Here is a 19,287-nt window from a genome sequence, read left to right on the forward strand (position 1 = left end):
GTTTTAAAACAATTCTGAATTTGATTTTTAGGTTAAGAAGTCAGACAACCCTTCCGATAATCCAGTGTAGAACAGGGAGGGGAAGTGGAAAAATGTCAAAACGAATCGGATTATCCTTACTTGCGCTGACAGTTGGTCTGGCGGGGTGCGGTAGCGTCATCGATGACCCACAACAAGCAGTAAAGGAGCGCCGGGAGATGGCGGTCGTATTATCGGATGTCGGATTAGGGGATCAGTCATTCAGCGATGCTGCAATGAGTGGCATGTCCTTACTTCGTGAAAAGGAAGATTGGTTCATTGATTATAGAGAACTGAATGAAACGAAGTCATACGAGGTGGCGTTTGCTACATTAGCCAAACAAAAACCAACCGTTGTCGTCGGTCTTGGTTTCATGGGGCAAGCGGATTTGGAGAAGGTCGCCAAGCAGTATCCGAAACAACAGTTCGCACTGATTGATGCAGTGTCGGAGTTGCCGAATGTATTATCCGTCACGTTCAAAGAAGATGAGGGCAGTTACCTGGCAGGGGCAGCAGCGGCCATCCAATCAGAAAGTGAAACGATTGGTTTCATCGGCGGCATGAAGTCGCCACTCATCGAAAAGTTTGAAAAAGGATACAAAGCAGGGGCGACAGCCGTCAATCCGGATATCCGTGTCCTCGTGGATTATGCGGAAGATTTTGCCGCACCGGACAAAGGGAGACAACTGGCGGACGCCCAAATGAAAAAGAAGGCGGATGTGTTATACGCAGCGGCGGGATTAACCGGCAGCGGTGTCCTTGAAGCGGCGGAAGCGAACGGCAAAAAAGCAATTGGTGTCGACAGTGACCAGACAACGATTGCACCGGACGCCGTCATGACATCCATGCTGAAACAGGTCGATCTCGCGATTACGAAAATCGGGGACACGGTCAAAGCATCCGGTCTGCAATCCGGTCAAATCGTGTTAGGGGTGAAGGACGGAGCGATTCAATTGGCACCGATTCGCAATGCCAACTTCACACCAAAAGAACTGCAACAGCTCGAACAATTGAAACAAGATGTATTGGAAGGAAAGGTGGATGTACAATGACGTTACGAAAACGATTTTTAGTTTCGACGCTCGTGACAATCGTCAGTGTCGTCGCCTTGATGGGTTGGACGTTATTTGAGTTACGGCAAATTCAATCGTACAACGAAGATTACGGAAAACAGCTCGTTGAGATTTCTGAACTGGAGACGAAACTATTGTATGAGCAGGCGGCATGGAACCGTCTGGCGAGCCAACCTTCAGAAAACCAAAAGGAACAGGCACTCGCCCTCAGTCAGAAAAATGAGGCGGCATTAAATGCGCTCCAAAAAGCATACTTGATTGACCGTTTTCAACAGGACTTGGACCGGGCGAAAATGAAGTATACAGCCTTATCTTCCGAACGGGAAACGTTGCTGAACGAACTCAATCCGATTACGATCCGGTCGTACGCAGCACGAATTGAGGGTGTATTGAGTGATCTGTATACGTTACATACGAAAAACGGTGAGTTTTATGATGTCTTGCAACAAGAGGCAAAAGACAAGACGTTGAACCTGACACGTTCTGTCCTGATTGCGACGTTTGTTCTGCTCATTGCCTTGGCACTTTATAACTGGTATTTTGCCCGCAGCATCACACGCCCGATCAGCCGTGTCGTCAAAACGGCGGAACAGATTTCACAAGGCGATGTGTCGCAACAACTGCAAGTTTCCGGACGGACGGATGAAATCGGACGACTCGAGTCGGCGATTGCCCAGATGCAAGGTACACTTCACGGAGTGATCGGTACAATCAGTCAAACATCGACGACCATCAATCAGATGAGCGAACAGGCGACAGCTGAAAATGCAAATATCGTCGAAGTGTCCGGAAACATGACACATGCGATCAACGAAATGGCAAGCGGCACCCAAACCGTCTCGGACGATCTGCAGATGACGGTCAGTACGATTACAGACATGAGTACGTTGTTCGAGCAGAGTGAACAACGGGCGCAACAGGCATTAAGCCAGGGACAACTGGCAGATACGACGATGGGGAAAAGTGCGACAATTATGCAGGAACAGGCAGAATCGCTTGAAACGGCCTCCCTTCAAAATCAGGAACTTGGTCGCAAACTGGCCGGATTCCTGCAGCAGACCCAACAGATTGAACAGATGGCACAACTTGTCTCAAGCGTCTCCGCCCAAACCAATCTGCTGTCGTTAAACGCGGCAATCGAAGCGGCACGAGCCGGAGAAGCGGGACGTGGGTTTGCAGTGGTTGCAAGTGAAGTGAAGAAGTTGGCGGACGAAACCCATCAAGCGACCCGCTCGATCTTTTCACTCGTCCGCTCGATTCGTGCGGATGGAGCGATTTTACAAGAAGCCTTGCTTCGCTCAGAAAAAGAACAGGAACATCAAGTTCAGAACTTTGCGGAAGTCAAATTGGCATTTGAAAAAACACGGACGCACGTCGCCGATGTCACGGAAGCTGTCCACTTCATGACGACGCAGTTGCTTCAGTCGAAAGATCAAGCCAATCAAGTCGTGAATCAAGTCAGTTCGGTCAGTGGTGTGATGGAGGAGTTGGCAGCCGGAAATGAAGAAGTCGCTGCTTCGATGCGCGATCAACAAGCATCGTTTGAACAGATTCATCAACTGATGCAAGAGCTTGAGCAGACGACGACCTCACTTGATCATCAAACGAGTCAATTTAAATTATAATGATGCAGGACAAAAACTCACCGTAAAAAATTACGGTGAGTTTGTCACGTTTTAGAAGAAATCACTTGGATTCAGTTCGTTTGTCCGACCGTTGGCATTGTACTGATAGCCACCGTCATGAATTTCAAAGTGAAGGTGTGGTCCAGTCGAATTTCCTGTACTGCCGAGGTTTCCGATCTGCTGACCTTGTTTGACGTTTTGACCTGCTTTGACGGTCAGCGAGTTCATATGGGCATAGACGGTTGTATAGGTCTTGCCGCCGATATTATGCGAAAGATAAACGTGATTGCCGTAAGGGCCACCAGAACTTGCCTGAATGACGACTCCGCTGGCGGAAGCGACGATTGGTGAATTAACGGGTCCCGCCAAGTCGATTCCATTATGATAGGCATATCCATTACTACCGCTCGCTGCTCCCATTCCTTGGGAAACCGAACCGGCAGCAGGCTTGATGAATTTCCCGGTTGCTTTCGAGATGACTTTTGTACTTGCTTTGATGCTGGAAGCAGGTTGCGCCGATTGCGCGGCTGCTTGTTGTTTAGCGGCTTTGGCAGCAGCTTTGGCAGCAGCTTCCTGCGCTTTTAATTGTGCTGAAGCATCTTTCAAGCTCAAGATGGTTGTCTCTATTGAACGTTTTTCTGATTTAAGACGGTTGAGCAAAGAAGTGCGTTTCGTTTTCTCTGCTTTCAGCTCGCGTTGTTTGTTCTTAAGGTTGGTCCGGTCATCAATCAAATCAAGTCGTGTCTGACGCAATTTTTTCTGAGCGGTCGCCAACTGTTGTTTGTTTTGTTCATAGTCTTTTAATAACGACGCATCACTTTCCGCAATCGTATTAAACGCATTGAAGCGGCTGATCATATCGCCGACATCTTTGGCCCCGAATACCGCTTCAAGTAAAGGATCTTGATCTGCTTTGGCTTGACGGACAGCCAGGCGGTCACCCAACATTTTTTCTTGTTTCGTGATTTTTTCTTTCAGCAGACGGATTTTTTGTTCAAGTCGCTTGATTTGTCGAGTATTCTGATCAATTTTTTGTTGATTCTCAACGACTTGTAACGTTAAGCCGTTGATTTGCTGATCGATGGCGTACACTTTTTGCTGTGCTTTCGACAGTTGTGTTTTCTTATTGGAAAGTGCTTGTTTTTGTTTTGACTGTTGCTGTTGATTTTGCTGTTGTTTTTCTTTATAAGAACCTGCGGCACCAACAGGATTCGCAAGTGGATGAATGAGTAACGTCATGGTCATCAGCGTCAGACCAATCGATTGTCGTAAAGATGGCTTCATAATTAGAACGTTCCTTCCTTCCTTGATACAGATTCATGCTTTGGAAGCGATACCTGTTCCACTCTAACAAGAAAAGAGCAGTATCACCTTTACAATTTCATTAAAATATTATGTGGAAATTATCAGGGAGTACCACTTTTTTTATGGAAGACAAGGCGGGAGTCATTTTCAGTGAACGGTGAAAAGCCGGTAACAGAGCGGAAAAAGAAGGTGAAATAAAAAAAGTGAATGGCTTCATTCACTTTTAAAAGTCACTGATATGAGTTTGTAATATTAAAAAGATGCTGTACTGAAAAAGGTTTAACTGATTAAGAAAAAGGATATTTTAAAAGATTTCACTCTTCGTAGATCATTTTTTTTGTCATACCTCCGTCAAGGATCAACGTTTCACCCGTCAAGAAGTCATTTTCCGGATCAGTCAAAAACAAGGCTGCCCGAGCCACATCTTCCGGTTTTCCGACACGGCCGGCCGGATGTTGGCTGTGATCTTCCGGTGACAGTTCGTGATAGTTTCCCGTCTCGATCCAACCCGGAGCAATCGCGTTGACCAAGATCCGATCCGGTCCTAATGAAACAGCGAGTGCATGTGTCAAAGCAACAATTCCGCCTTTCGTGGCGGCGTAAGATTCCGTATCCGGTTCAGACATATAGGCGCGTGTCGAAGCAAGATTGACAATCCGTCCTCCGGTCGGATTTTTTTTCAAATGTGGTGCTGCGGCTTTGGTCGTCAGAAAAATACTGCGTAAATTCGTGTGCTGGACACGGTCCCACTCTTCGAGAGACAACTCGAGGATCGGCTTTCGAACGATGATTCCGGCGTTATTAATGACGATGTCGATTCTGCCGGTGTGTTCAAGTGCTTTGTCGATCAACAGTTTAACGTCGTGTTCGTCTTGGACATCCAGGTGATAGAAATAGGCCGTTCCGCCATCTGATTCAATGTCGGCTGCGACTTCGTCACCCGTCATTTGATCGACATCTGCTAAAATGACAGTTGCTCCTTTTTGGGCATACGTCTTCGCAAGCGTTGCGCCGATTCCGTTGGCGGCACCGGTGATGATGACTGTCTGGTTAACATGGTTCATTGTAAATCACTCCTAATCGGTGAGTATCGTGTATTGTGTTATCTGCTTTAATGGAATAGCCGAAAAGGAATCAATTAAAACCTGACAGGCTGAGTTAAGAAATGATTACCGGGATACTGTTTGGGGAATATAGTGATTAGGTAATACCACTACTATGCTGAATGGGGGATTTTTGATGGATTTATCAAATCAAAAGCTCGAGACAGAAGAAGAAAAGTACGCAGAAAAAGCCAAGTCTTATATCAATCAACCTAAAAAAACGAATTCGATGTTACGGCGCGCAAGCGAAAAAATAAATAAAAATTCTACACTGTCGGTCGTTTTTTCTCCCGTCCGTTTATTCATCGATATGGTTCGTGCCTATCAATCCGGTGAATACCGAAATATTCGCCGGACGACGATTTTGAAAGTAATCGGGGCCTTGATTTATCTCGTGTCACCAATCGATTTAGTGCCGGACTTTGTATTAGGTTTCGGATTTGCGGATGATATCGCCATCATCCTGTTCGTGACGAAAACGATTTTCGAAGAGTTGACACGATTCAGTGATTGGCAGGATGAGCAACAAAAAGCAAGTACGCAGCCGCTCCAAAGTGAGGATGCTTACTAATTTCATGAGACAACCGGACTGAGACAGTTGGTCCGTATATAAAACAGAAGGTGGATTTTGAATCCGCCTTCTGTTTTCGTTTGGATGAAAGTCCTCGTTTCGTACACTTGCGGTCAATCGAAAACCCGCTCTTGTTTTACAGGAAACAAAAACGTCATTTCTGTACGCGTCCTTGAAAGTTCGTTACACTAGAAACAAAGAAACTTTTTGGGGAAGGAGGTATGGAATGGCTTGGCATTCATGGATTGAATCATACGGTTATTTTGGAATCATGTTGAGTTTGATGTTCCCCTTTTTACCGAGTGAAGTGCCGCTTGCATATGCAGGCTATCTGGTTCACACAACCGAGTTTAACCTGATTGTCATGTTGATCGTGGCCGTCATGAGTTTTGTGATCAGTCAAAATATTTTCTTTACAATCGGGCGCCTCGGAAGTGACCGTTTACTGAAACGAATTTTTAGATGGTTTCGTATTTCTGAAACGAAGATGGTGCGATTCCAACGTCAAATGGATACGCGCGGCCGTTTCATCTTATTGTTGTCACCGATGTGGCGGATGGGATTTGCGATTGGTGCAGGGTTGACCGGGGTCTCGCGTCTCACCTTTACGATTGCGACGACGATTTCTTTTTTTGTGTGGTCCGCTTTTTTTATCTGGGGCGGAAAGAAACTTGGACATGGCATGATGGGGCGGCATCCTGAATTCCACCATTACCTTCCCTGGATAGTCGGGCTCATCGTTTTTGGTGCAGGTTATTTGTATTTCCGAAAAAAAACGCTCATGAAAAAACAAGCTGTATCTAAAAAATAGAGGAGTGTTCACATGGCAGTGATTTTATTTGATATTGACGGTACATTGATCGACTCGACCGATCAGATGACAGAGGCAATTCATCTTGCGATGGAAGATATGCCGCATCTGGTCAAACCATCCAAAGCAAGTGTCCAGTCGAGTTATGGTTTGGCGGGTAATGCTTTTTGGAGAAAAGCAATCCCGGATGCTTCTGAAAACGACATTAAAGAGATTCGCAGAAAACGTCATCATCACTTGGAGCAAACGATGCAGAATCAAGATGTTCTGTTTGATGGCATTCGAGAATTATTGGAACAATTGACGAATCAGGGACATATCGTATCAACAGCAAGCAATTGCGGGGTACATTATTTAAACCTTGTCCTCGACAGCCAGAACATTCGGTCTTATTTTACAAGTCCGAAATGTTTGGAGTCGGTGAACGGGAAACAAAAAGCAGACATTTTAGCTGCACATCGTGAAGAGTTTGGCGAGGTCGACTATCTGATGGTCGGCGACCGTTCATCGGACGTTGAGGCGGCCAGACTACAAAATATGCCGGTAGCGATTTGTTGCTTCGGTTTTGGAACAGAACAAGAATGGAAGACGGCTGACCATCAGCTGGAGACACCGCTTGATTTGTTGAAGTTTGTATAACGGAATGAGCAAAAAAACAAGCAGCGCTGATGAGTCAGCGTCTGCTTGTTTTTTTAGTCAATCAAAATCAAGTCGGTACTGCTCGTGATTCGTCCAGGGACGAAAACGGCGGAAGAGTTGATGGAACAGAAGACACAGGATCACCGGCAAAACAATAAACAGTCCGAAGACAAGCGAAATGTTGATCCACGTCCAGCCGCCTGCCATCAAGTGGAGCGCATTGATTGGACCAATCAGACCGGACATACCGAATCCGGCACTGAAAGGAGTCCCTTGAATACCGAGTACACCTGCGAGTCCGCCAAGTACGGCAGCGCTGCACATAACGGGCAGAATCATGATCGGATTGCGAATGAAATTCGCCATTTGAATTTTAGGAGAGCCTAAAAAATGAGCGATGGACGTGCCGCGGGAATTGGCCTGCCACCCGGCAATCGCGAGTCCGAAGCCAGCCGCACAAACACCAAGGTTGGCGGCTCCTGCCGCAACACCGGATAAACTGATGGCTGTTGCAATCCCGACCGTCGAGAGCGGCGATACGATCAGAACCGAAAAAGTAACGGCTAAGGCAATGCCCATCAATACCGGTTGAAGAACAGTAAAGTGTGTAATCACCTGACCGATCGTGGCTGTGATCTTCGTGACAAACGGATAGGTCAGGACACCGATTCCGCCGGCTCCGACGATGATTAAGGTCGGGATGACGAGAACCGTATACGTCTTAAAACGATTTCCGAGCCAGATGACAAGGGCAGTTGCGACTGCGGCTGTCAATCCGGCATTGATGACATCGCCTGTCCCGACGAATAAGTAACCGGCGGTCTCGGTTCGGCTTGCGACACCGGATCCGACGACAGTCGCAAGACCAATCGAGGTCGCTTCAATCGGGGTTGCCTTGAATTGCATGGCAACGGCGACACCGATGACCATCGGCAAAAGCCGCATCGCAAGAGCAGTCGAGTCAATGATATGTTGTGCAGGAGAAAAATAGGGAAGCAAGGCTTTGGCAAGTTCACCAAGCAATGCTCCCGGGATGAGAGCAACTAAGATGCCGATACTGAGTCCGTTTAAGACATGGACACCGAATTGGCGGTCAAAACGTTTTAAGGTCGTATTCAACTAAATTCACTCCTTATGTATCGCTTTTATGCATAACAGTATAAAAGTGATGAATTGTGTTTAATCATACGAAAGAGCGTTCAAAACGTCAAGCGGAAAATGGAATTTTCTGAAAAAACAAAAGCAAACTATTCGCACTGAAAGAAAAGGACTGCTAGAGTGGAGAGGTAAAAAACCGGGGAGGGAACAGTTATGTCAGAACAACAAATCGTATTAGCCAGCAGACCAGAGGGACGTCCGACACGCGACACGTTCCGTTATGAGACGATCGAATTGGACGCCTTGAAAGCGGATCAAGTGTTAGTAGAGACGCTCTATATCTCAGTCGATCCATACATGCGCGGGCGAATGAATGATGCACGTTCTTACTCGCAACCATTCGAACTGGATGCACCCATCCAAGGTGGTGTCGTCGCGCGGGTCGTTGAATCAACAAGTGATCTGTTAACAGTGGGTGACACCGTCGTCGGAATGCTCGACTGGGCTACGAAATCCGTGGTCGATGCAAAACAAGTCCGTAAAATCGATGCAACATTGGCGCCTGTCTCAACGGCACTGGGTGTGCTCGGAATGACAGGTATGACCGCTTACTTCGGTCTGCTCGACATCGGGAACCCGCAACCTGGCGAAACGGTCGTCGTCTCGGCAGCAGCAGGAGCCGTTGGATCAATTGTTGGTCAAATCGCTAAAATTAAAGGCGCACGAGTCGTCGGGATTGCCGGAAGTGCTGAAAAGATTCAGTATCTGAAAGAGGAACTTGGATTTGATGAAGTCATCAATTACAAAACGGAGCAGATCGGCGAAGCCTTAGACCGGACTTGTCCGGACGGGATCGATGTCTACTTTGAAAATGTAGGCGGTGCAATCGGGGATGCCGTTCTTGATCGATTGAATCCTTTTGCCCGTGTTCCAGTCTGCGGAGCGATTTCCGGCTATAATGAACAGGCGGATTTAGGTCCGCGGGTTCAATCGAAATTGATCATTGCGCGCGCACGGATGCAAGGTTTCTTGGTCGGAGACTATGGCAAACGGTTTAAAGAAGCAGCGGAACAACTTGGTCAATGGGTCAGCAACGGTGAGTTGAAGTACGAAGAAACGATTTTTGAAGGGTTTGAACAAGTCCCGGACGCATTTCTTGGTCTGTTTGACGGGTCGAACACGGGAAAACTGTTGGTCAAACTATAAGAGTACGTCAAAAAGGTGTTGCTTTCCTGAGCGGAGAGCAACACCTTTTTTGTGCTTGAATTTATTGATCAGCAGGATCTTTTTTTAATTCTTCGACATCAGGATCCGGATGCTGTGTTTCGGCCGGTTTGATTCCCGGGTCAGATGTTTTGGCTGGTTCTGGATCCGGATGTAAACCGACATCCGCTGTTTCATTTGGTGCATCTTGTTTTTTATCCGTCATGAGTGTTCCTCCCCCTTGTCTTCGATATTTTTATATGTACCCGAATTATCAATTCTAAAAACGAAACGGACACTTTGGTGAGATTGATGTTTTGTAGCAAAACAAGATACGAACAAACTCGACTCCACGCAAACTCCTCTTCATTTGATGGTGAATGTAAGGAAAAAGACCAATTGCTTCATCAACTCTTTACAAAAACCTTGCATGACCTTTAAGTCCTCTTTGAACTGGTCTCGTAGACTGAAACAGAGATGAATGAAGGAAGGGTGTATACGTGTGAGTGAACAAAAGTGGAAAAAAAGCATCATTGAACAATTAAACTGGGTGCGGACTGAACAGAAACGGATCCAATCCGCACCGGCAGCAAACCGTGCGTCCATCGAGGGTCTAAAACAACTCGAGGTCTTGCGGATGAAAACGACGGTTCGCCCCAAGTCCTCCCCACTCGAAGCCAAAACGAAGCGTTACCATCAGGACAGCAACAGAGAGTTGCTGAAAGAGATTGCGTACGAAGACATCCCTGTGACGGGCGGTTCACGTTATTATGAACGCCGTCCGCTTGAGGTGGCGATCGTGTGCTCAGAGTTCATGCATGCCTACTATCAGGACGCGTTACATTTACATTATGTTAATCCGGCAACCTTTACGGACGTCTTTGAAAAGCCGATTGATCTCTTTCTTGTCGTCACGTCCTGGAAAGGTCTGCACGGTGATGATTGGAAAGGGGTCGCGACGCCGACTTCTAAGAAACGGCAGCGTTTGCTCGACATGATGGAACAGGTGAAAGCAAAAGGAATCCCGGTCGTCTTCCAGTCGACGGAAGACCCGAGCAACTTTGACCGGTTCAGTGATCTGGCGAAAGTTGCCGATTATATTTTGACATCAGACGAAGCAATGATTCCGGAATACCAAGTACTCTGTGGACATGACCGGATTGAAGCGACGTCGTTTGGTGTTAATCCAATCATCCACAATCCGGTCGGAGCGACGAGAAGCCGCAAAAAACACGTTCTGTTTGCCGGCAGCTGGATGGCGAAATATCCGGAGCGTGTCAAAGATACGGAGATGTTATTTGATGGTGTCTTACGCTCAGATCATACACTCGATATCGTTGACCGCAACTATCAGTTAAACCTGCCGGACTATCATTTTCCGGAACGTTACGTCCCGCGTGTTGCTCCTGCGATTCCCTATGACGCATTGCAACAGGTCAGTAAATGTTATGACTGGGTGTTGAATCTAAACAGTATCAAGTACAGCAAGACGATGTGTGCGCGTCGGGTCTATGAATCACAAGCGCTCGGCAATCTGATTTTGTCGAACTACAGTATCGCCGTCAATAACGATTTCCCGAACGTCTTTACCATCCATGACCACCAAGAAGTACAGGCGATTCTCGAGCGGACGACACAAGAGGAGATTGATCGACTCCGGGCGGAAGGCATTCGTTCTGTCATGTCGTCGCATACGGTCTATGACCGGATTGATCAATTGACGCGGCTTCTGCAACTGGACATGCCGCCGGTCAAACGGACGCTTCTCGTCGTCTTGCGCAATGCGACGCCGGAACTTGAGCAGATGCTCGCACGTCAATCGATCACCGCTGATGTAATCTGTCACGAATCAGAGTTGACCGGAGCGCTTTATGCCTCAGCCGATCTCGTCACTGTACTCGACGGAGCTGAATCATACGGAGAATACTATTTGGAAGATTTGATGAACGGGTTCAAATACAGTGATGTGTCAATCACCCGCAAAACGCGGACTGACGAAGCTCATTTCGTAATCCGGGAAGCAGAAGGGTCGACAGTGAACGCCATGATTTGGCGTGAAGCGTTCCCGTATGAGCAGTTCTCCGAAGGAAAGATTGAGGGAGAGACCTTGTTCCTGGACGCGCTGGAGTGGAACGAAGGTGGCGGAACCGCCATGATCGAAGCACCTGTGCTATCTGTCGTCGTCCCAATCTTCAACAATGGCAGGCATTTGACGTATAAATGTTTTGCCAGCCTCAAACGGATGGATCGGTTTGACGAGTCGGAAATCATCTTGGTCGACGATGGATCGACGGATCGATTCACCCGCCAAGCGATTGACCGCCTGGCACGACGTCACGGGAATGTCGTGACCCATCTGTTTCCGACGGGCGGCAGCGGCAGTGCGTCACGTCCGCGCAACAAAGGGGTGGAACTGGCGCGCTCGGAACGGATCGCTTTCCTTGATCCTGATAATGAAGTCTTGAGTGACCGGTATGCTGAATTGTTGGCTGAGTTGGATCAAGATCCGACACTCGACTTTGCTGTCGGCCATATGAAGAAGTTGGCAGAAAAAACAAGCATCATCGCGTTGCCGAAGATCCGTAAACAAGGGCGGACGGTGTGTGATCAACCGAAAGCCTACTTATTGGAAAATCGCTTTTCCGTTCAAAGTATTCAGGCGTTGGTCGTCAACCGCCGTTTTCTGCAGGAACATCAGTTGGAGCAGGTGGTAGGTGCGGTCGGACAAGATTCCCTGTTTTTCCAAGAGATGATGTTGCACGCAAATCGTGTCTTGCTCGTCAATCGTGTCATCCATTATTACTATGCCGCGGTTGCCGGTTCGACCGTCAACTCCTTGACGGTTCGTTTCTTCGAACGAAGTGTCGTCCGGGAAAAGGCGCGGGCAGAGAAATTTGCCCGTTACGGCGTGCTCGATGCGTATAAGACAACACGTTTTGAGCATTTCTTTGAACACTGGTATTTAGTGAAGCTTCGGTATTGCAGCGACAAGGATTTTGCCCCGAGTGTCGCATTACTGCGTATGATTGTTGCTTTTTATGAACCAATGAACTTGACGAATCCGCTGATCCGTCAATTCGTGGAGTTGGCGGACATGAAACGGACGGATGCGATTCAAACATTGTTACTGGAGGAGGTCAGATGATGCAGACAAAACAGATGATGCGACCGAAAGATGAAATTCGGGCCGCTTATTATGATCAACTCGGAGTCGCATTCGGGAAAAAGGTCCGGTCTCGGGTCCACTGGATCATCCGGGAAACAAAAGGCAGTCAAATTCTCGATATCGGCTGTTCCGGTGGACTGGTTCCGATTTTGCTCGGGCGCGAAGGCAAGCAGGTGGTCGGTATCGATGTCTCGCCGGAAGCAATCGAGGAAGCAACGGCGGCATTAGGAGAAGAAGCACATTCCGTTCAAGAATTGATTCATTTGGAAGAAGCCAATCTGATGACCTTCCAAACGTCCCAACGATTCGATACGGTATTGATGACGGAAGTCTTGGAACATATCGGGGAACCGGAGCGGTTTGTCGAAAAAGCCTGTTCGTTCTTAAAACCCGGTGGTCGGCTCGTCGTGACCGTTCCATTCGGTGTGAACGATTATGCCGATCATAAACGGACGTATTATTTACAGCATCTGCTGGAACAATTGACACCATACGGGACGATTGAGCAGTTGGAACGCATCGATAAATGGCTCGGTGTGACGTTGACGCTTCATCCGGAGAAACAGCCGTCACGCCCGGTAACGGAACAAGAAGTCAGTTGGCTCGAAACAGCTTTTGAAGCGGTTGAACGGTTGCATCTCACTGAAATCGTCCGTTTGAAGCAACTGAATAAAAAGTGGGAATTGAAGCAGCAAAAACAGCAGGACATCGAACAGGAACAAGCGGAGTTGGTGTCAGAGCGGGATCAGCTCACGCGACAACTCGCAGAGAAGGAAGACGAAATTGAGTTGCTGACGCAACAGTATCAAATGGTGCTCGCGCGATACGAAGGGGCGCTTGTGTCGAATCTGGATGTCTTGGAGGCGAATGCAGAATGGAAATCAAAGTACCGGTCACTCGCAAATTCAAAGCTCGGAAAAATCGTCATCCGTTACTGGAAGTTCAGACGAAACGTAAAGAAACGACGGGCCCGGAGACGATGAACGTTCTGATGATTTGTCAAAATTTTTATCCCGAGATCGGGAGTGCTGCGAACCGGATGAAAAATATCTTCAAACGGATGGAGCAACAGGGGAGTGAGGTCCACGTCTTGACGTCGGAACCCCTCTATCCGACAGCTGAACTTTACACGGATGCCATGTTTTGGGACGAGCCGAGTCTGGATGCTGCGAAGATCACCCGAATTCAACCGCGTGATCTTCGGGCGACGACGAATTTATGGCGCAGACTCCGTTTGTTCATTGAACAATTTGTCCTGGCAGTCCAGGAAGTACGGCACGATACTAAACAATACGCTTACATCTATGCGACGACGCCGTCGATCTTCATGGGTCTTGTCGGAGTCGTTGCCAAACACCTGAAAAAAGCACCGCTGATTCTGGACGTTCGCGACTTATGGCCGGAATCACTGGTCGGAGTCGGGATTACGAAATCACGGTTGTTGCTTGCGCCACTCTATTGGCTGGAAAAATGGATGTACCGCCAAGCCGATCAAATCGTCATCAACAGTGAAGGGTTTCGGTCGTATATCGAAAAGAAAGGGATTGCACCAGAGAAGATTCACTACATCCCGAATTCGATTGAGGAAAATGAATGGTTGATTAAACGGCGGAAAGTATCGGAGCAGGTCCGTGTCGTCTACACCGGCAACATCGGTCTGGCGCAGGATGTTTTTTTACTACTTGATGTCGCGGAACAACTAAAAGAGGATAAACACATTGAATTCCATGTCGTCGGATACGGATACCACAAGGAAAAATTTGAAGCCCATGTTCTCGAGCGGGGTCTGACGAACATTCACTTCATGAACGCGATGCCACGATGGGATGCGTTGAAACAACTGGCGAAGAGTGACATCGCCTTTGCAACGTTGGTTGAGAGTACAGCGTTCGACACGGTGACACCCGGAAAAATCATCGACTACATGGCGATGGGGTGTGCGATTGTCGGAGCCGTCTCGGGGCACGCCGCCAAAGTCATTGAAGATGCGGGAGCGGGCTTTGTCTCCCGCGAGCGGAGTCGTGAAAAGATCGTCGAGCACATCCGATACTTGGCTGAACATCCCGAAGAACGCAGCGCCATGGGACAGTCCGGTGTGAAGTATGTCCAGGCGCACTTTGACTGGGAACAAAATCAGGAGCGGTTGTTTGAGGCGATTCGTCAAACCGATCTTCGAGTATTAGGGGTGAGTAAATGAAGCGGGTCGGAATGTTTGTTTGGAATACGTTTACGAACGATGCGCGTGTTTTACGGGAATGTACGGCGCTTTCGGAAGCCGGGTATCACGTTGATCTGTATTGCCTGAATGATGGGAGCTTGCCGAAACTCGAACGACATTCGGCAGGTTTTCAGATTCTTCGAATCGATCGGACACCTCCACTTGAATCCGTGCTGCGCCGGATCCGGAAGCGTAATCCTCTTACGCTGATGGCCGGCGCAGGCGTGTTATTGCTGTTTCCATGGCTGATTCCGGTCTTGGTGCTGCTGTATCTCTTACAGAAAAGCCGGTTTGTCCGCTATGCACTGTACAACAGCTTCGGAATCATCCGCATGACGCGGGCGGCTCGCAAACACACGTACGATATCATGCATGCGAACGATTTAAACACGTTGCCTCAAGCGATTTTTTCCGCAAGAGGGGCGAAGATCGTTTACGATTCGCATGAAGTGCAGACCGACCGGACAGGTTATGGAAAAGGACAAGGGTTGTTTGAGCGTTACTTGTTACGGTTTGTTGATCGAACGATGGTTGAAAATGACACGCGGGCCGACTACCACGCATCACTTTATGGTGAACGGCCGGCTGTCCTGCACAATTATCCGTTTTATCACGAAGAAGTCCCACAACCGCGATTCGTACATCAAGAAATCGGCATCAAGGAAGACGAACCCATTTTGCTGTACCAAGGCGGTATCCAGGAAGGGCGGGGACTTGAGCGACTGATTGAAGCGATGCCGTTTGTCCGGCGTGGGACTTTGCTGTTTGTTGGAGACGGAAAAATCAAACCGCGGCTCCAGGAGTTGGCGGCACAGTCCCCGGAACGGGAGCGGATCCATTTTATTGATAAAGTACCGCTTGATCAACTGCCGAGTTATACGGCGGCTGCGACGGTCGGTTTTCAAGTTCTGCAAAATATCTGCTTTAATCACTATTCGGCTTCTTCGAATAAGCTGTTTGAATACATGGCGGCACTCGTGCCGGTCGTTGCGGCGGATTTACCGGAAATTCGGCGTGTCGTCGAAACGGAAGGCGTCGGATTACTCGTTGACGTTGAATCCCCGGAAGCGATTGCTGTCGCCGTGAACCAAATCGTCGAGGAAGACGGCTTGCGTCAGGCGATGAAAGAACGGACAAAGCAGGCGCGCCGGAAATACAACTGGGATAAAGAAAAACACCATTTATTGGACGTTTACCGTGAAATAACGAAGTAACTAAACACTGAATGAAGATGGAAACAAGACAGATGCAGGCAAATCCACGACAGGAAACAACGGAAGTGACCGGATTCGGTTGTTTGTTTGCTGAATGCGATGAATGTTCGCTGATTATTTACAAGCTTTACAAAAAGTACAGGAAACACCTTGAATGTAAGGTCTGTGAAGAATGGTTTAAGAGATGGTTAGAACCATTGGAAACACAAGCAATTGTCGTTATGGTCTAGTTACAGCCACGACACAGTCGGTAATTTGCTGACGTGAAGGACTAACTCGTAACTAGATGGAGGAATGACAAAATGAAACTTTGTACAATCGGACTCGGATATATTGGATTACCTTCTTCAGCCATGTTTGCAGATCACGGAACGGACGTCGTCGGGGTCGACATCGACCCGCGCATCGTTAAGATGTTGAATGCGGGAGACATTCATATTGAAGAACCGGGACTTGAAGATGTCATCAAGCGTGTCGTCGCAAACGGAAAGTTTCGGGCAACATTGACACCGGAACCGGCAGATGTCTTTTTAATTGCTGTTCCGACACCGAATTTAAATGACACGTATAAATCGTGTGACTTGAAGTATGTCCTGTCAGCCGTTCAGAATATGTTGCCGCACGTTCAAAAAGGCAACGTCATCATCGTCGAATCAACAATCGCTCCGCGGACGATGGATGATCATGTCCGACCATTGATTGAAGCAGCCGGGTTCGTCATCGGTCAAGACGTCTTCGTCGTTCATTGTCCGGAGCGGGTGCTTCCGGGACAGATCTTACATGAACTCATTCACAATAACCGGATTGTCGGCGGATTGACACCGGCTTGCGCGGATGCAGGTGCAGCAGTATATGAAACATTCGTTCAAGGCGAAATCGTCAAGACGGATGCGAAGACGGCAGAGATGTCGAAATTGATGGAAAACACGTTCCGCGATGTCAACATCGCTCTAGCCAATGAACTGACGCAAGTGTGTCACAAACTCGAGATCAACGTGCTCGACGTAATCGAGATGGCGAACATGCATCCACGTGTCAATCTACATCATCCGGGACCGGGTGTCGGCGGGCATTGTCTTGCGGTGGATCCGTATTTCATCGTTGCAAAAGCACCGTCCCTTGCACGGATCATTCATACGGCACGGGAAACGAACGTCAACATGCCGCACTTCGTCGCTGAACAGGCAGAGCGCCTTGTTGCGTCTCACGTCCGACCAAAAATCGCAGTGTTCGGTGTCACATACAAAGGGAACGTCGACGACATGCGCGAAAGTCCGGCTGTCGATGTCATCGAGCAACTGATTGACCGCGGCATGGATGTAGCAGTCTGTGATCCACACGTCGAACGTTCGATTTCGTCACGCTTTGAGCTTGTCGATGAGATTGATGCGATCCAAGGTGCGGACCTGGCACTGGTGCTCGTCGACCATGACGAGTTTAAACAGTTTGATTCACGGCGTCTTGCGAATCAGATGCGAACACCGGTCTTGTTTGATACAAAAGGAATCGTTCAACCGCTTGAGGACATCACGGTCCTGAACTTTGGTAACCTGCATACGTATCAAACGACGGAAGTGGATGCGAAGGCGATATGAACGGGGTCGGTACAATCGGGAAAGAGCTGAAAGATCATTTTTATCTGATCTTTCGCCTTTCGCTTTATGAAACAAAAAGTCAATACAGCATGCAATATCTCGGATGGTTCTGGGAAATCATGACGCCGCTCCTGCAGATTGGCGTTTACTGGGTCGTGTTTGGTTTCGGAATCCGTGGCGGTAATCCGGTCGACGGGATTCCATTCGTTTTTTGGTTGGTCAGTGGATTAATTGCCTGGTTTTTCATCGGCAGTACGATACCAAGCGGCTCACGATCGATTTACGGTCGGGTCGCCCTTGTTTCGAAAATGCACTTTCCACTCAGTACGATTCCGGCCTATGTCATCTTGGCGCAATTTTACCGCCATGTCGCAATGATTGCTTTGACGATTGTTCTCGGAATGGCATTCGGTTATTTTCCGGGCTGGCATACGTTTGAATTGTTGTATATCGTCCCGGCTGGTGTGATTTTTCTGTATGCTGTCTCACTTTTGTTGTCTGCTCTGGCAACGATGATTCGGGATGTCCAAAACATGGTGACTTCGGCAATTCGGATGTTGATGTATTTGACGCCCATCATGTGGATTCCGCCGGATCACAGTCTGTTTAAGACATTGTTGATGATCAATCCTCTCGTCTATTTGATTGAAGGATACCGCTCGGCATTGATCGGGACCGGTTATCTGCTCGATCACGTCTGGTATGGAATCTACTTCTGGACTGTGACGTCCGTTTTGTTAGTGGTAGGAGCAGCAGTTCATCTGCGGTTCCGGCGGTACTTCATTGATTATGTCTAGGAGGAAAAAACATGAGTCACGTCGTATTCGAGAATGTTTCAAAACGCTACGTCTTGTATGCCCGACCAATTGATAAATTAAAAGAAGTGTTGTTCGGTAAAGTCAGCGGTAAACCGTTTTATGCTTTAAAAAATATCTCGTTCTCCGTCGAACAAGGCGAAATCGTCGGTGTGGTCGGAATCAACGGGAGTGGGAAGTCGACCTTGTCGCATCTGCTCGCCAACGTCACGCCGCCGACATACGGTCGTGTGACGCTTGGCGGTAAATCGGCATTAATCGCGATTTCCAGTGGTCTCAATAATCAGCTGACCGGACGGGACAACATCGAATTAAAAGGATTGATGATGGGGCTGACCAAAAAACAGATCCAGGCGATTACACCGGAAATTCTGGAGTTTGCGGACATCGGAGATTTCATCGATCAACCCGTCAAAACATATTCAAGCGGGATGCGGGCGCGGCTTGGTTTTGCCATCTCGATTAATATCAATCCGGATATCCTGATCATCGATGAGGCGCTGTCGGTCGGCGACCAGACCTTTACGGAAAAATGCCTCGATAAGATGCGGGAGTTTCGCGACCAGGGAAAAACGATCTTTTTTGTCAGCCATTCCTTGAATCAAGTCAAAAGTTTTTGTACAAAAATCCTTTGGCTCGAGTATGGAGAAGTTCGGATGTTTGGACCGACAGCGGAAACGATGGCGGAGTATAACAAATATTTATATTGGTACAAGCAGCTGACGAAAAAACAAGCTGCACATTATGTCATGAAAAAAAGAACAGGACGAAGTGATGAAATCGAGCGTTCGGCACGCGGTGAAACGATTGAATTGTCGTCATGAATAACGGAT

At 48.1% G+C, this 19,287-nt stretch carries 17 protein-coding genes; 13 read left to right on the top strand and 4 right to left on the bottom strand.

All coding sequences use genetic code 11. From position 1 onward, the window contains the following. Positions 1-92 precede the first annotated feature (92 nt). Complete coding sequence (locus D3D03_RS00695; RefSeq protein WP_119922464.1) at positions 93-1,070, top strand: BMP family lipoprotein; 978 nt, start codon at positions 93-95, stop codon at positions 1,068-1,070. Next, positions 1,067-2,716, top strand: coding sequence for a methyl-accepting chemotaxis protein (locus D3D03_RS00700; protein WP_026833664.1), 1,650 nt, complete (start codon positions 1,067-1,069; stop codon positions 2,714-2,716). Before D3D03_RS00695 ends, D3D03_RS00700 begins: the two co-directional genes overlap by 4 nt. A 51-nt stretch (positions 2,717-2,767) precedes the next feature. Here D3D03_RS00700 and D3D03_RS00705 read toward each other — a convergent pair whose 3' ends face one another. Then, positions 2,768-4,000, bottom strand: coding sequence for a murein hydrolase activator EnvC family protein (locus D3D03_RS00705; RefSeq protein ID WP_026833663.1), 1,233 nt, complete (start codon positions 3,998-4,000; stop codon positions 2,768-2,770). A gap of 335 nt (positions 4,001-4,335) precedes the next feature. After that, positions 4,336-5,085, bottom strand: coding sequence for an SDR family NAD(P)-dependent oxidoreductase (locus D3D03_RS00710; protein ID WP_119922465.1), 750 nt, complete (start codon positions 5,083-5,085; stop codon positions 4,336-4,338). Positions 5,086-5,260: 175 nt separating this feature from the next. Between D3D03_RS00710 and D3D03_RS00715 the strand changes: the two genes are divergently transcribed. The 3 genes from D3D03_RS00715 (at position 5,261) to D3D03_RS00725 (ending at position 7,145) form a co-directional block, all read left to right on the top strand. Then, positions 5,261-5,695: a YkvA family protein gene (locus tag D3D03_RS00715; protein WP_026833661.1), complete on the top strand. Its 435-nt coding sequence runs from the start codon at positions 5,261-5,263 to the stop codon at positions 5,693-5,695. 226 nt (positions 5,696-5,921) lie between these two features. Then, on the top strand, positions 5,922-6,506 hold the full coding sequence (locus D3D03_RS00720) for a DedA family protein (RefSeq protein WP_026833660.1): 585 nt from the start codon (positions 5,922-5,924) through the stop codon (positions 6,504-6,506). Between the two features lie 12 nt (positions 6,507-6,518). Next, a complete protein-coding gene (locus D3D03_RS00725) occupies positions 6,519-7,145 on the top strand; it encodes an HAD family hydrolase (RefSeq protein ID WP_119922466.1) in 627 nt (208 codons plus the stop codon). A 57-nt stretch (positions 7,146-7,202) separates the two neighbouring features. On the opposite strand, the gene D3D03_RS00730 is transcribed toward D3D03_RS00725, so the two are convergent. Then, complete coding sequence (locus tag D3D03_RS00730) at positions 7,203-8,264, bottom strand: PTS sugar transporter subunit IIC (protein WP_119922467.1); 1,062 nt, start codon at positions 8,262-8,264, stop codon at positions 7,203-7,205. A gap of 192 nt (positions 8,265-8,456) precedes the next feature. Between D3D03_RS00730 and D3D03_RS00735 the strand changes: the two genes are divergently transcribed. Further along, positions 8,457-9,449, top strand: a complete 993-nt coding sequence (locus D3D03_RS00735) for an NADP-dependent oxidoreductase (protein ID WP_028106809.1) — start codon at positions 8,457-8,459, stop codon at positions 9,447-9,449. 61 nt (positions 9,450-9,510) lie between these two features. On the opposite strand, the gene D3D03_RS16750 is transcribed toward D3D03_RS00735, so the two are convergent. After that, the gene (locus D3D03_RS16750; RefSeq protein WP_199699986.1) at positions 9,511-9,672 is read right to left on the bottom strand and encodes a hypothetical protein; all 162 of its coding nucleotides are present in this window, start codon (positions 9,670-9,672) and stop codon (positions 9,511-9,513) included. Positions 9,673-9,948: 276 nt separating this feature from the next. On the opposite strand from D3D03_RS16750, the gene D3D03_RS00740 reads away from it, so the two are divergent. The 7 genes from D3D03_RS00740 (at position 9,949) to tagH (ending at position 19,278) form a co-directional block, all read left to right on the top strand. Continuing rightward, positions 9,949-12,591: a glycosyltransferase gene (locus D3D03_RS00740; RefSeq protein ID WP_119922468.1), complete on the top strand. Its 2,643-nt coding sequence runs from the start codon at positions 9,949-9,951 to the stop codon at positions 12,589-12,591. Further along, a complete protein-coding gene (locus D3D03_RS00745) occupies positions 12,588-13,595 on the top strand; it encodes a methyltransferase domain-containing protein (RefSeq protein ID WP_035414218.1) in 1,008 nt (335 codons plus the stop codon). The genes D3D03_RS00740 and D3D03_RS00745 overlap by 4 nt, the downstream gene beginning before the upstream one ends. Continuing rightward, positions 13,487-14,809, top strand: coding sequence for a glycosyltransferase family 4 protein (locus D3D03_RS00750; protein WP_233550608.1), 1,323 nt, complete (start codon positions 13,487-13,489; stop codon positions 14,807-14,809). The genes D3D03_RS00745 and D3D03_RS00750 overlap by 109 nt, the downstream gene beginning before the upstream one ends. After that, complete coding sequence (locus D3D03_RS00755) at positions 14,806-16,044, top strand: glycosyltransferase (protein WP_119922470.1); 1,239 nt, start codon at positions 14,806-14,808, stop codon at positions 16,042-16,044. Before D3D03_RS00750 ends, D3D03_RS00755 begins: the two co-directional genes overlap by 4 nt. A 302-nt stretch (positions 16,045-16,346) precedes the next feature. Then, the gene (locus tag D3D03_RS00765; protein WP_026833651.1) at positions 16,347-17,639 is read left to right on the top strand and encodes a nucleotide sugar dehydrogenase; all 1,293 of its coding nucleotides are present in this window, start codon (positions 16,347-16,349) and stop codon (positions 17,637-17,639) included. Next, positions 17,636-18,436 carry an ABC transporter permease gene (locus tag D3D03_RS00770; RefSeq protein ID WP_026833650.1) on the top strand — a complete coding sequence of 267 codons (801 nt, stop codon included), beginning with the start codon at positions 17,636-17,638 and terminating at the stop codon, positions 18,434-18,436. The genes D3D03_RS00765 and D3D03_RS00770 overlap by 4 nt, the downstream gene beginning before the upstream one ends. An 11-nt stretch (positions 18,437-18,447) precedes the next feature. Further along, positions 18,448-19,278 carry a teichoic acids export ABC transporter ATP-binding subunit TagH gene (gene tagH, locus D3D03_RS00775; protein WP_012369712.1) on the top strand — a complete coding sequence of 277 codons (831 nt, stop codon included), beginning with the start codon at positions 18,448-18,450 and terminating at the stop codon, positions 19,276-19,278. The last annotated feature ends 9 nt before the right edge of the window (positions 19,279-19,287 follow it).

The sequence above is a fragment of the Exiguobacterium sp. RIT452 genome (assembly GCF_003598705.1).
Taxonomy (GTDB): domain Bacteria; phylum Bacillota; class Bacilli; order Exiguobacteriales; family Exiguobacteriaceae; genus Exiguobacterium_A; species Exiguobacterium_A undae.

Bases quoted from the DNA above. Each gene is read 5' to 3' on its own strand.
- D3D03_RS00700 (WP_026833664.1), top strand. From the start codon at position 1,067: ATGACGTTACGAAAACGATTTTTAGTTTCGACGCTCGTGACAATCGTC.
- D3D03_RS00765 (WP_026833651.1), top strand. From the start codon at position 16,347: ATGAAACTTTGTACAATCGGACTCGGATATATTGGATTACCTTCTTCA.
- D3D03_RS00725 (WP_119922466.1), top strand. From the start codon at position 6,519: ATGGCAGTGATTTTATTTGATATTGACGGTACATTGATCGACTCGACC.
- D3D03_RS00720 (WP_026833660.1), top strand. From the start codon at position 5,922: ATGGCTTGGCATTCATGGATTGAATCATACGGTTATTTTGGAATCATG.
- tagH (WP_012369712.1), top strand. From the start codon at position 18,448: ATGAGTCACGTCGTATTCGAGAATGTTTCAAAACGCTACGTCTTGTAT.
- D3D03_RS00770 (WP_026833650.1), top strand. From the start codon at position 17,636: ATGAACGGGGTCGGTACAATCGGGAAAGAGCTGAAAGATCATTTTTAT.
- D3D03_RS00745 (WP_035414218.1), top strand. From the start codon at position 12,588: ATGATGCAGACAAAACAGATGATGCGACCGAAAGATGAAATTCGGGCC.
- D3D03_RS16750 (WP_199699986.1), bottom strand. From the start codon at position 9,672: ATGACGGATAAAAAACAAGATGCACCAAATGAAACAGCGGATGTCGGT.
- D3D03_RS00735 (WP_028106809.1), top strand. From the start codon at position 8,457: ATGTCAGAACAACAAATCGTATTAGCCAGCAGACCAGAGGGACGTCCG.
- D3D03_RS00755 (WP_119922470.1), top strand. From the start codon at position 14,806: ATGAAGCGGGTCGGAATGTTTGTTTGGAATACGTTTACGAACGATGCG.
- D3D03_RS00695 (WP_119922464.1), top strand. From the start codon at position 93: ATGTCAAAACGAATCGGATTATCCTTACTTGCGCTGACAGTTGGTCTG.
- D3D03_RS00710 (WP_119922465.1), bottom strand. From the start codon at position 5,085: ATGAACCATGTTAACCAGACAGTCATCATCACCGGTGCCGCCAACGGA.
- D3D03_RS00750 (WP_233550608.1), top strand. From the start codon at position 13,487: ATGGAAATCAAAGTACCGGTCACTCGCAAATTCAAAGCTCGGAAAAAT.
- D3D03_RS00705 (WP_026833663.1), bottom strand. From the start codon at position 4,000: ATGAAGCCATCTTTACGACAATCGATTGGTCTGACGCTGATGACCATG.
- D3D03_RS00715 (WP_026833661.1), top strand. From the start codon at position 5,261: ATGGATTTATCAAATCAAAAGCTCGAGACAGAAGAAGAAAAGTACGCA.